Raw genomic sequence first — 10,755 nt, forward strand, 5'->3', positions numbered from 1 at the left:
AAAGGTTTGAGAAAGGAAGAAAATATGTTTGACAAGAGTTGTTTAATGGAAAACATGTCATGGGTTGAGATTGACAAGGCCATGAAAGCAGGAAAGAAAACGGTCGTCATCGGTGTTGGAGCAATTGAACAGCATGGACCGGGGCTGCCTATTTGCGTAGATGATGCATTGGCCGTAGCTGTATCGTGTGAGGTTGCGGCAGCGCTGGGTGATGCTCTGGCTGCACCGAGTATACGACCCGGATATTCTCCGCATCATATGTGCTTTCCTGGGACAGTAACCTTGTCTCATGAGACTTTGTCCATGGTGATGAGAGACTATATCAACAGTTATGCTGCACAAGGATTTGAGACGATTGTTGTAATTTGTACCCATGGAGGTAACGCATCTACGGCAATGCTCACCTGTCAGGACTTCTACAAAGAAGATTTTACATTGATTCCGATTTGTCATATCGACTTATATGGAAGCTGCGATGGGTTCCCTTATTTCAGCAAAGAAGAGGGGGCTCACGCCAATGAACTGGAGACGTCCTGGATGATGCACTGGTACCCTGAACTGGTAAAAACGGAGGCGACAGAGAGGGGCTATACGACAGTGGATCTGCCTGTGATTGATGACAGCATCGCCATGATGCATGGCATTGATTTTGTTTCTCCCAATGGCTGCGTCGGTGATCCAACAAAAGCGACTGCAGACCTCGGCAAACGTTCGGCAGATGAAATGATAGAAGGAATCTGTAAAGAAATTCGTGCATATCAGAAGCTGATTAAAGAATATAAAGAAAAGAAAGAATGATTTTATGAATTATCTTGATATTGCAAATGCACCTGTATTATGGTATGCATGTATCCCGCTGGTAATTCTAGTATTGGCAGTCGTACTTCTTATTTGCAGAAAAACTCTGAATATAGCCAGGAAAGCAGGTATTTCTGTGAGGGAATGTCGTAAGGCTTTCAGGACAGGGGCCATTTCGGCTATAGGTCCATCCTTTGCTGTATTTATCGTTATGGTGGGGTTGATGTCAGCCATTGGCACACCGATGTCCTGGATGCGGCTTTCTGTCATCGGTTCTGCCGATGCTGAATTGCTGCATGCCGGGCTGGGTGCATCTGCAGTAGGTCAAAATTTAGGCAGCGATGAATATAACGCTGTAGGATATATTGCATCCATTTGGGCGATGTCTACTTTGGGCATTAGCTGGTTAATCAACATATTTTTAATCCCGTCAGCGAACAAGATCGAAGCGAAAATTAAACATCGCGATGATAAATTGCTGCAGGTGGTCAGTGTGTCCTGCATGATTGGAATCATGTCGTATATGACGGTTCAAAATGTAATAGTGGGCTGGGATATGGCGGCAGCGGCAGCCGGGGCAATCTCAAGCCAATTATGCCTGACAAAGTTGTCTGAAAAGAAGACATGGCTGAAAGAATATGTACTTGGCATTTCGATGATTATTGGGATGGCTGTAGGTATGGCTGCATCAGGAGTTTAGAATCCAGAAGAAATGAAGGGAGAAGTTATGGAGGCAGAAATTAAAGAATCAAAATCGAATTCAGGCATTGATATGGATAACCCTGTTTCAGAAGTGGTTTACAAAGCTGATTTTCATAAACCTTGCATCAGAGTAGGAACGGTTGCATTTTTATGTGCACTGATATTGAGCTACCTGCCAGCAATGGTGTTGTCTCTAAAATATGGCATCATGCCGACTGGCGGACAAATTATAACAATCATGACGGTTATTGTGTCAGCCTCTATTGCATGGTGGATTGTGGAACCGATTTCGTACTTCCCTGTACTGGGGACAGCGGGAGCATATATGGCGTTTCTGGTTGGCGGCATGAATGTCAGGATTCCGTGTGCAATTGCGGCTCAGACTGCTGCTAATGCAAAAGCAGGTACACAGAAAGGCGAAATTATAGCTACTTTGGGGATTGCGGGTTCTGTGGTAACAACACTGCTGTTTGTTACTATGGGTGCTATTTTCGGCACAGCACTTTTGCGTAACCTGCCTGAAAATGTAGGGAATATGTTCGGTTATGTACCTGTAGCGATTTACGCATCTCTTCTGGCAGGACTTGTCATAAAAAAGCCGGGACTTGCTGTCTGGGGGATCTTGGGCGCATTACTGCTGATTCACTTCGGCGTACTGGTAATACCTGAATACCTGTTACTTATCTCCAATGTTATGCTCTGCGCAGCCGCAGGTATCTATTTATATAGAAAAGATAAATACAAGAATCGTAATAACTGAGTAAAACTAAACGACTATCCGATCCTTGGCAAAAGTTTTCAATTCCAAAACTTACCGCTATGATTTCATCAGTTTTTATTGTAAAATAATATCTGGCGCCCAGTTGAGTTCATGGGAAAGGACGCAGAAATGGATGAAACATTAGATAAGATCACCGTAGAACAAGACGGTATCTCATACCTTGTTGAAATAAAAGGTATTGAGTACGCACATTTTGAGGTTGAGCATATCTATGCTGTAGTAAATTACTATACTGGCTATGTCATTTATAACCTTGATTTTGATCAAAAATACGAAAAAAAGTATATTCTGACCACCACATAAAGTAACACTCATTGGCCACTAACTGGGTGCCGTTTTTACGGCACCCAATTTTGCTGCTTTTTAATCGTTGTTTTTATCCCAATGTCTAAAACGTTCCATTGTTTTAGCATCGTGAAACAGTTTATTTAGCACCTCAGCTGTATTTTTTTCTGCAATTTTTCTTACGATTTCTTCATCGGGGCCAATATAAGGATGTGGTCCGTCAGGCGCAACGAACTGCTCTTTTTTTTGTGACCCTTTCAACTTCTTTGAGAACTTAACTATACCCATTTCATTACCTCTGCACTTTTTATCTATTATATTATAGCGAATATCTTTGCCCTGTCAATTGAACAGTCAATCTTGTTATAATTTGACACTCACATTTAGCCAAAACAGTGACATCTATCAGGTGTGTATGAAATAAAAGGAAACGGACATGATAAAACAGTAATACGAAAAAAGGAAGCGAAAGCCATGAGAGAACTGTTATATAAAGATTATGTTTTAAAGATCAGAGAAAGCAGCAGAGATACAGATATTGAAATTATGAAGGACGATGAGCTTGTACTGAGGATTACCTTTGCTCCGGGAGTCAGTGATGAGATTATATTAGAAGGTGTGGAAGAAAGCCTTGAAATTGTAGATGCGATGAAAAGCGATGCTGGAAAAGAGCAGTAAATTAAAGCAGCTGCCGCGCCGATATTCCAAATGTCGGCGCGGCAGCTTTATTTTGTGTGGGATGCTGTTTATAATAAGTGCTTTAAGCCATGGGTATGGGATTAAAACTTGGAATTTCTCCCGATATTTCATCTTCAAGAAGAACCCTGGCTCGCTCGATAAGACAACCTTGTCCATGAGGTGAAAGCTGATAAAAGATGTCTACTAATGTTAATAATTGTTCTTTACACCTGTCTGAAAAGATGACGTCGTTGACAAAACGGTCATTTTCAGCTTGTAATATCGTGTCGACTCTGACATGATAGAAATCAGCTAAATCTATGATGGTATCCGCACCAGGTACTTTTTTCCCTGTCTCATATAATGCATATGTGCTGCGACACAAGTGAATCCCGTCTGCTACCTGCGTTTGTGTGTATCCGAATACGTTTCTTAAATATTTAATGTTTTCTGCGACCTGCATTTGTACTTCTATTTTCACTGCGTCTTCCTCCTAATTAAATTACTAATTTTCCCCCACACTATATATAGAGTGAAAGTTGCGCCAAATAGTTTCATTTTTTTGATAAAAGTTTTTGACTTTCCATTATGAATGGTGTATGTTAAAATACAGATAGTTAAATATTAAAACTTCTCATCTGCCACCGGGTAGATGAGTGAAAGTGTCTCAAAGGTTCCGGTAGGTCGCAAGCAGGAACCCAAGGGGCACTTTTTTTAGGAGGAAGTAATGGAGAGAATTGATGATAAGAGCAGAAAGAAGTTTGCCAAATATGTATCACTGAACATTTTGGCCATGCTTGGAAGCTCCTGTTATATCGTGGCAGATACGTTTTTTATCGCTAACGGCATCGGAGCTGACGGCTTGACTGCGTTAAACCTTGCGATATCGCTGTTCAGCTTTATACAGGCTATCGGTCTCATGGTGGGTATCGGCAGCGGCACCAGATACGCTGTCAGTATGTCGCGCGGAGAACGGGAGACTGGCAGCCGAGTCTTTTCTAATGCGATCATGGCAGGCATTGCAGCAGGCTGCCTGATTGCTGTCGTTGGGCTTCTTTTTGCAGGCCGGATTGCAGAAGCCATCGGTGCGGATCAAGTGACGAAGGGAATGACAAGTACCTATTTAAAAGTCATCATGTTCTTCGCCCCTTTTTATATTGTAAACCATACGATTGTAGCTTTTGTAAGAAATGATGGCAATCCGAAGCTAGCTACCATTGCTATGTTGGCAGGAAATTTCTCCAACATCATTTTAGACTACGTGTTCATCTATCTATTTAAGTGGGGCATGTTTGGCGCCTCTTTTGCTACGGGAATCGGGCCGGTCATCAGCATCTGCTGTTTGTCTGCGCACTTTATCAAGAAACAAAATCAGTTTAAGCTGATAAAGACGAGGTTTTTGCTGCATACAGTTGCTGATTTCTGCAAATTGGGTATTTCTTCTTTTGTCAACGAATTATCCACCGGTGCAGTCATTATGATCTTTAACTTCTTATTTCTCGGTTTGGGCGGTAACACTGCCGTTGCAGCTTATGGAATTGTCGCCAATGTGGCGCTTTTCGCAGTGTCAATTTTTACTGGCATTGCCCAGGGCATACAACCCTTGGTCAGTGATTACTATGGCAAAAGTATGACGGGACAGCTTAAGGCTGTACTGAAGGATGCGGTGGTTGTAGCTTTGGTTTTGACAGCCGCCATCGTGGCTTTTTCTAATCTTTTTAATGACGGTATCGTCGCACTCTTTAACAAAAGCGGGGACCCATTGTTGCAATCCATCGCCAAAGAAGGAATTACAATCTATTTTTTGGGATTTTTTCCTGGCAGTCTGAACATCGTATTAGCCGGATACCTGAGTGCAATGGAAAAAGCAGAGAAAGGATTTATCATTTCTCTGCTGAGAGGCTTGGTGATTATCGCACCGTCGGCCTGGTTATTATCGAGATTCTTTGGTATGACTGGTGTGTGGACGGCAATTCCTGTGACGGAGACGATTACGCTGCTAGCAGCTTTGCTTATGCTTAAGAAAACTATTTATCCGCCGCTATCTTCCTCTGAAACACCACAATTGCCAGTATGATGATGACGATTGCATAGGCGATGACCCAAAGAAGATCAGCCATGATGGCGCCGTAATCACCTGAGAGGGCGGATCTGCCTGCATCGACGGCATGACAGAAGGGCAGGAGATGGGCAATGGTATCAAAGATGTCTCCTGCAATACTGGTATCGAACCAGGTCCCCGAAAGCCAGGCCGTCAGGTTAGTGAACAAAGCGCCGCAGACGCCGCCCACTTGTTTTTCAGTAAAGATGCAGCCGCAGAGCAGTCCCATTCCGATGAAGATAATTGAGCAAGGCAGCAGCACGGCGATGGCGGCAAAGACATTCACTGTCAAATCAAGGCCTAAAGCAATCGCTGCCAGGAAACAGACGATGGTTTGGCAGACGGCCATAGGCAGCAGCGGCAGCATGTATCCTGTGATAAAATTCCCAGAGGTCATCGGCGATGTAAAGAGCCTCAGCATGAAAGAACTGGTTCGATCCTTGGCAACAATCATACCCGCAAACAGGGAGATGAAGGAATATCCAAAGACGGTGATGCCCGGCGTCAGATATTCGACGGCAAAGAGGTTGACTGGAACGTTAGCCTGCATCATGGATAGCAGGAATAAGAGTATAAGCGGGAATCCAAGGCCAAAGAACAGATTAATTTTATCTCTGATCATTTCCTTTGTGTTGCGCGATGCAAATGCTAGTGTTTTCATTGCCCGATTCCTCCCTCGCAAAGTTTTACAAACGCTTCTTCAAAACGATCCTCTCCAGCATCGGCTTTCAGTTCTTCTGGAGTGCCGGAAGCGACCAGCCGTCCCTTTGTCATGATGCCGATATGATCCGACAGGCTTTCGGCTTCTTCTAAATAGTGAGTGGTCAAAATGATGGTCTTACGACCCTTTAAAGATTTGATTGTCTGCCAAAGCTCTCTTCTGGCAATGACGTCCAAGCCCAAAGTCGGTTCGTCGAGAAAGAGAATTTCCGGATCTGAGATCAGAGCCATGGCGATAGACAGCCTGCGCTGCCAGCCGCCGGACAACGTGCGGGCTTTGGAATGCTCTATCTCAGAAAGTCCCAAATTCTCGATGACTTCGGTCGTCTTTTTCTTAGATGAAGACTTATCGTGTCCGTAGATGCCGCAGATGAATTCCAGATTTTCCCTGACTGACAGCTGCATGGCGATGGCTGTTTCCTGAGGCGATACGTTAATTTTCTCTTTTACTTTCAGAGCTTCTTTTTGTACGCTAAAACCGCAGAGATTAGCATCTCCCGATGTAGGCTTAATCAGGCAGGAAAGCATTTTGATGGTGGTCGTCTTTCCTGCACCGTTGACGCCTAAGAGAGAATACAGCTCCCCCTGATTGACCATCAAATTTAAATTGTCTACGGCCGTTTTGCCGTCATACTTTTTGGTGAGATTCGTTGTAATTATGGCTGGTTTCATTTTATTTTTCCCCTTTTGACATCATATCCCGTATGACACTTAAAAAAATGTCTGTTTTGACTATTGCAATTCCCTGTTCCTCATCACCGAGGACCATGAGGCTGTCTCCCGTTTTAATATCGAAGATATCTCTGGCCTTCTTGGGAATCACGATTTGACCACGATCACCTACTGTGACCGTGCCAAAAGCGTGTTTGCCTTTAGGTGCGATTGGCAGATCCGCTCTTTCTGAATTGTAATGAACCAGATTATCCAAAGTAACGTTGTATAAACTGGCAAGAGCGATACAGTTTTCCAGATCAGGGACCGTTTCGCCGCTTTCCCATTTAGCTACTGCCTGTCTGGATACGCCGATTTTTTCAGCGAGATACTCTTGAGAATACTTATAATACTTACGCAGATACGTCAAATTCGCAGAAATCATATTTTTCACACTCCTTTCTTTTCTCTACAATAACACGCTTTAAAAACCTTTACTACCAACCAAAACTCACCAGCTATGTTATCTTTAGTTACGTATGATATTTTGCCGCATTTGTTAAATCATTCGATTCAGAATGACAGAGGTCTGTGATACGCCGTAATACTGAATCTTCGAAAGCAGCTCAGTCAATTCTTCCGAGCCAGTGACGGCAACATGGAGCATGGCATTATGAGGGCCAATGATATGAAAGTGGGATAATACCTGGGGACTGCTTTTGCAGAAAGCACAGAAGTTTTCATATTTCTTTGGTTCCACATCTACTGCAACAAAGGCCTGAATCGCTTTGCCCAGCTTTGTATAGTCTATTTCTGCCTGATACCCTTTGATGACACCGGTCTCTTCCAGCCGTTTCATCCGTTCAGTAACGGCAGGGGAAGAGAGGTTGACTACGGAGCTGATTTCTTTGATTGGTGCACGGCCATGACTTTTCAAGTGGTTTATTATTTTCAGATCAGTTGTATCCATAAGATCTTCTCCTTAATTTAATTAAGTAATTTTAAATTCTATTTTACTTTATTAAGAGAGGGCGGTCAACGTCCGGCTCTAAAAGATGTATAAAAAGGCTGCAGCTTCTATTTTTATATAGTAATGTTTGCATCTGCAGGAGTTTTGGTATATATTATCAAAATGGAGGTGATTGAGATGCATTATTTTTTGACTCATATTGGATATATCATAGTGGTGGCCGTGGTCATCGCACTGCTGGCTTTTGCAGCCGTTATTCTAGCGGAAAAAAATGAAGCAAAGCGGAATGTCGATGATGAACGATGTGACTTCACGTGTTCAGGTTGTCCCAATGTTTCTATATGCCACAAAGAAGGTAAAAAAGATGTATAACACAGCACAATGGTTTTTGTTTTTTTACATCTATTGTTTTTTGGGTTGGATTTGGGAGTCTGCTTATGTTTCTGTCAGAGCCAGAGAGTGGGTGAATCGCGGCTTTATTCACGGTCCCTTTCTTCCCATTTATGGCTCTGGCGCAATCGTGATATTACTCAGTACCCTCGGTATCCGTGACAATATCTGGCTGATTTATCTCTTTGGGATGATCAGCTCCACGATTTTGGAATATTTCACTGGCGACGCCATGGAAAAGCTGTTTCACGTCAGGTATTGGGACTATACACGGCACAAGTTCAATTTAAAGGGACATATCTGCATAATGGTTTCTTTAGCATGGGGTGCTTTTTCGATTTTGTTAGTCAAGGTGCTTCATCCTCCTATTGAGGATTTGGTCATGTCAATCCCGATGACCGCAGTGGACATCACTGCTTTTGCCCTGACAATTTATGTGGCAGTGGATATGACCGTTTCCTTCAATGAAGCTATGGACTTGAAAGCAACTCTGATTAAGCTTGCTGAAAGCAATGAAGAAATCAGAAAGCTGCAAAAGCGTATCGACGCTGTGGCCGCTATGGCGGAGGAAGATTTGCGCAAGTTCAAGGAAGAACAGTCGGCAAAGAAAAAAACGCGCAAAGAGCGTTTCGCAGAGAATGTGCAGGAGGCCAGAGCGCGTAGTCTTGCACGTTTGGAAAATTTGTCTCAGCAGATTTTCGACTATTTCACCAATACAGAGGCCAATTCTGTTGACCTTACAGATTATTTGAATAGAGTAGAGGTAGAGAAGCGGAAAATCCTCAGCAGGACGGACCGTGAGTACAATCATCTGGCGAAGATTCTGCGCAGAAATCCCGGCGCTGTTTCAAAGCATCACAGAGAGGAACTGGACAGTTTATTAAATATGTTGAAAAAATAGATTTTGCCGCCGGCCTGACGCCCCTTTGGGGGCGTTTTTTCGTGGGAGCAGTACAGTTCCTTTGCAGGGAGAGGCCGGTTACGCATATGATTACTTCCTATTAGGAACACTGTAAATACAAGGCTTTTCGGAGCCTGCAAACCAGAAAAAATAATATTTGATCTATCACATTACGCAAAAAGCCGTCCGGCATGAGAAACGGGCGGCTTTTTTGCGTGGATAGACGGAAAGGAGGCACAAAAATAACTACAAAATTTTAGCGTTCAAATTTGTGCAACTTTAACGAAAAGGAGGATCGTAAATGGCCGATGAAAAACTGAATACTGGCCCTGCGGAGAATATTTTCCCGGAGGCCGCCGAGCCTATCACCACACCCGAACAGGCCGCAGCGTCTGAGCCCCAGCAGGAACAGACCGGGCCTGCCATACCTGAGTCCGGCGATGTGGTTGTGTCCTTTGACAAAATCAATGAACTTATGGCGGAAAAGAGGCAGAACGCCCGCGCCGAAGTCGAAAAGGCGGAAACCCCCGAAACGCCAGAGGCGGCAGCTCCCGGAGAAACACCGCAGCCCGCCAATACGGAGGAACCGAAAAAGCCGCGCCGTGGCCGTCCGCCGAAAGCAGAAAAGGCCGCGACTGAAAATCAAAAATCGGAGAAATCGGCTGGGGCCCGCAAGGGCCGCCCACCCAAGGCGGATAAGACGGCCCCTGACAAGCCCAAGCCGTCCAAACGAGACAAAGTGTCCCGAAGTGACGGAAAGGCCCCGGATGCCAAGGAGCCCATTAAGACCGCACAGGATACGGCACTGAAGGAAACTGCTGCTGCGGAACAGACGGCTCCCGAGCCGACTACACCGCCCCGCCCGGTTGAGGAAGGTAAGCTGGTTTATCTGAAACTTTCCGAGGTTCATCCGTTTCACACATTCCGTCCGCACCCCTTTAAGGTACGGGACGATGCGAAGATGCAGGAAATCGTTGCTTCTATCCGCGTAAACGGTGTAATGGTTCCCGGTCTTGCCCGCCCGGAGAAAGATGGAAACGGCTACGAAATTGTAGCGGGCCATCGCCGTACCCACGGCAGTGAACTGGCGGGGCTGGAGGAAATGCCCTTTATCGTCCGTGAAATGACCGACCACGAAGCGGTACAGGCCATGAAGGACAGCAACAAGCAGCGTGACGGGATGCTCCCCAGCGAATTGGCCGCGCTGCTGGAACTCGAGGTTGAGGACATCAAGCATCAGGGCGGGCGGCTGAAAGGTGTTGCGGAAGGCGATGTCGGGAAACGCTCGGTTGAGATTGTAGGCGAGGCGCATGAAATGAACTATAAAAAGGTCATGCGCTACTTGCGGCTCAACTCCCTTGTGCCGGAGCTTCTGGATAAGGTAGACGATAAAAAGATGGGCTTCATGCCTGCCGTGGAGCTTTCCTACATCAAACCGAAAAATCAGAGGCTTATTGCTGTTTCCATTGACGGGGAGCAGGCTTCGCCCTCGCTGGCCCAGGCCAAACGGCTCCGGGAGCTGGATAAGGAAGGCAAGCTCAACGGCGATGTCATTGACGGTATCTTATCAGAACAGAAAAAGGAGGATCGAGGCGTGATTATTTCTACTGCGGAACTGGAAAAGTATTTTGGCAAGGAGGTCACTCCCGCCAAAATGAAAGAACAGATTATGTCCCTGCTGGATGACTGGAAAGAAAAACAGCCGCCGGAGCTGGCAAAAGCCCCGAAAAAGCAGGAACTTGACAAGTAACAACTTCGAGACACTTTGTCCCGAGGGC

General features: G+C 45.1%; 15 protein-coding genes. 9 read left to right on the forward strand and 6 right to left on the reverse strand.

The genetic code is table 11. The features are described from left to right. Positions 1 to 24: 24 nt before the first annotated feature. The 4 genes from BN6539_RS10885 (at position 25) to BN6539_RS10900 (ending at position 2,584) form a co-directional block, all read left to right on the forward strand. The gene (locus BN6539_RS10885) at positions 25 to 798 is read left to right on the forward strand and encodes a creatininase family protein (protein WP_067537908.1); all 774 of its coding nucleotides are present in this window, start codon (positions 25 to 27) and stop codon (positions 796 to 798) included. 4 nt (positions 799 to 802) lie between these two features. Next, positions 803 to 1,498, forward strand: coding sequence for a DUF5058 family protein (locus tag BN6539_RS10890; RefSeq protein ID WP_067537911.1), 696 nt, complete (start codon positions 803 to 805; stop codon positions 1,496 to 1,498). Between the two features lie 27 nt (positions 1,499 to 1,525). Next, positions 1,526 to 2,260 (forward strand): hypothetical protein, encoded by a 735-nt coding sequence (locus BN6539_RS10895; RefSeq protein WP_148484477.1) that lies wholly within the window; start codon positions 1,526 to 1,528, stop codon positions 2,258 to 2,260. Positions 2,261 to 2,389: 129 nt separating this feature from the next. After that, positions 2,390 to 2,584: a hypothetical protein gene (locus BN6539_RS10900; RefSeq protein ID WP_147363152.1), complete on the forward strand. Its 195-nt coding sequence runs from the start codon at positions 2,390 to 2,392 to the stop codon at positions 2,582 to 2,584. A 60-nt stretch (positions 2,585 to 2,644) separates the two neighbouring features. Here the strand turns inward: BN6539_RS10900 and BN6539_RS10905 are convergent, their stop codons facing one another. Then, positions 2,645 to 2,854, reverse strand: a complete 210-nt coding sequence (locus BN6539_RS10905; protein WP_067537923.1) for a hypothetical protein — start codon at positions 2,852 to 2,854, stop codon at positions 2,645 to 2,647. A gap of 186 nt (positions 2,855 to 3,040) precedes the next feature. Here BN6539_RS10905 and BN6539_RS10910 point away from each other — a divergent pair, with 186 nt between their 5' ends. Further along, positions 3,041 to 3,244, forward strand: a complete 204-nt coding sequence (locus BN6539_RS10910) for a hypothetical protein (protein WP_067537926.1) — start codon at positions 3,041 to 3,043, stop codon at positions 3,242 to 3,244. An 82-nt stretch (positions 3,245 to 3,326) separates the two neighbouring features. On the opposite strand, the gene BN6539_RS10915 is transcribed toward BN6539_RS10910, so the two are convergent. Continuing rightward, positions 3,327 to 3,725 carry a helix-turn-helix domain-containing protein gene (locus BN6539_RS10915; RefSeq protein WP_067537929.1) on the reverse strand — a complete coding sequence of 133 codons (399 nt, stop codon included), beginning with the start codon at positions 3,723 to 3,725 and terminating at the stop codon, positions 3,327 to 3,329. Positions 3,726 to 3,971: 246 nt separating this feature from the next. Here BN6539_RS10915 and BN6539_RS10920 point away from each other — a divergent pair, with 246 nt between their 5' ends. Continuing rightward, entirely contained in the window at positions 3,972 to 5,321 is a 1,350-nt protein-coding gene (locus tag BN6539_RS10920) for an MATE family efflux transporter (protein ID WP_067537932.1), read from the forward strand. On the opposite strand, the gene BN6539_RS10925 is transcribed toward BN6539_RS10920, so the two are convergent. The 4 genes from BN6539_RS10925 to BN6539_RS10940 form a co-directional block, all read right to left on the reverse strand. Further along, positions 5,272 to 6,006: an ABC transporter permease gene (locus tag BN6539_RS10925; RefSeq protein WP_067537935.1), complete on the reverse strand. Its 735-nt coding sequence runs from the start codon at positions 6,004 to 6,006 to the stop codon at positions 5,272 to 5,274. The two genes, BN6539_RS10920 and BN6539_RS10925, sit on opposite strands and share 50 nt — an antisense overlap. Next, positions 6,003 to 6,737, reverse strand: a complete 735-nt coding sequence (locus BN6539_RS10930; RefSeq protein WP_067537939.1) for an ABC transporter ATP-binding protein — start codon at positions 6,735 to 6,737, stop codon at positions 6,003 to 6,005. The genes BN6539_RS10925 and BN6539_RS10930 overlap by 4 nt, the downstream gene beginning before the upstream one ends. A gap of 1 nt (position 6,738) precedes the next feature. Beyond that, positions 6,739 to 7,161 (reverse strand): helix-turn-helix domain-containing protein, encoded by a 423-nt coding sequence (locus BN6539_RS23435; RefSeq protein WP_067537942.1) that lies wholly within the window; start codon positions 7,159 to 7,161, stop codon positions 6,739 to 6,741. Between the two features lie 114 nt (positions 7,162 to 7,275). Further along, positions 7,276 to 7,686 (reverse strand): Lrp/AsnC family transcriptional regulator, encoded by a 411-nt coding sequence (locus tag BN6539_RS10940; RefSeq protein ID WP_067537945.1) that lies wholly within the window; start codon positions 7,684 to 7,686, stop codon positions 7,276 to 7,278. A gap of 123 nt (positions 7,687 to 7,809) precedes the next feature. On the opposite strand from BN6539_RS10940, the gene BN6539_RS10945 reads away from it, so the two are divergent. From BN6539_RS10945 to BN6539_RS10955, 3 genes are all read left to right on the forward strand, one after another. Then, on the forward strand, positions 7,810 to 8,058 hold the full coding sequence (locus BN6539_RS10945; protein WP_067537949.1) for a hypothetical protein: 249 nt from the start codon (positions 7,810 to 7,812) through the stop codon (positions 8,056 to 8,058). Beyond that, entirely contained in the window at positions 8,051 to 8,977 is a 927-nt protein-coding gene (locus BN6539_RS10950; protein WP_074038095.1) for a putative ABC transporter permease, read from the forward strand. The genes BN6539_RS10945 and BN6539_RS10950 overlap by 8 nt, the downstream gene beginning before the upstream one ends. Before the next feature lie 301 nt (positions 8,978 to 9,278). Continuing rightward, positions 9,279 to 10,727 carry a ParB/RepB/Spo0J family partition protein gene (locus tag BN6539_RS10955; protein ID WP_067537953.1) on the forward strand — a complete coding sequence of 483 codons (1,449 nt, stop codon included), beginning with the start codon at positions 9,279 to 9,281 and terminating at the stop codon, positions 10,725 to 10,727. Positions 10,728 to 10,755 lie beyond the last annotated feature (28 nt).

Source organism: Emergencia timonensis (assembly GCF_900086585.1).
In the GTDB taxonomy this organism is placed as follows: Bacteria; Bacillota; Clostridia; order Peptostreptococcales; family Anaerovoracaceae; genus Senimuribacter; species Senimuribacter timonensis.

Excerpts from the sequence above, each read along its gene's own strand:
- BN6539_RS10885 (WP_067537908.1), top strand. The coding sequence starts at position 25 with ATGTTTGACAAGAGTTGTTTAATGGAAAACATGTCATGGGTTGAGATT.
- BN6539_RS10905 (WP_067537923.1), bottom strand. The coding sequence starts at position 2,854 with ATGGGTATAGTTAAGTTCTCAAAGAAGTTGAAAGGGTCACAAAAAAAA.
- BN6539_RS10910 (WP_067537926.1), top strand. The coding sequence starts at position 3,041 with ATGAGAGAACTGTTATATAAAGATTATGTTTTAAAGATCAGAGAAAGC.
- BN6539_RS10945 (WP_067537949.1), top strand. The coding sequence starts at position 7,810 with ATGTTTGCATCTGCAGGAGTTTTGGTATATATTATCAAAATGGAGGTG.
- BN6539_RS10895 (WP_148484477.1), top strand. The coding sequence starts at position 1,526 with ATGGAGGCAGAAATTAAAGAATCAAAATCGAATTCAGGCATTGATATG.
- BN6539_RS10925 (WP_067537935.1), bottom strand. The coding sequence starts at position 6,006 with ATGAAAACACTAGCATTTGCATCGCGCAACACAAAGGAAATGATCAGA.
- BN6539_RS10920 (WP_067537932.1), top strand. The coding sequence starts at position 3,972 with ATGGAGAGAATTGATGATAAGAGCAGAAAGAAGTTTGCCAAATATGTA.
- BN6539_RS10890 (WP_067537911.1), top strand. The coding sequence starts at position 803 with ATGAATTATCTTGATATTGCAAATGCACCTGTATTATGGTATGCATGT.
- BN6539_RS10940 (WP_067537945.1), bottom strand. The coding sequence starts at position 7,686 with ATGGATACAACTGATCTGAAAATAATAAACCACTTGAAAAGTCATGGC.
- BN6539_RS10930 (WP_067537939.1), bottom strand. The coding sequence starts at position 6,737 with ATGAAACCAGCCATAATTACAACGAATCTCACCAAAAAGTATGACGGC.
- BN6539_RS10900 (WP_147363152.1), top strand. The coding sequence starts at position 2,390 with ATGGATGAAACATTAGATAAGATCACCGTAGAACAAGACGGTATCTCA.
- BN6539_RS23435 (WP_067537942.1), bottom strand. The coding sequence starts at position 7,161 with ATGATTTCTGCGAATTTGACGTATCTGCGTAAGTATTATAAGTATTCT.
- BN6539_RS10950 (WP_074038095.1), top strand. The coding sequence starts at position 8,051 with ATGTATAACACAGCACAATGGTTTTTGTTTTTTTACATCTATTGTTTT.
- BN6539_RS10955 (WP_067537953.1), top strand. The coding sequence starts at position 9,279 with ATGGCCGATGAAAAACTGAATACTGGCCCTGCGGAGAATATTTTCCCG.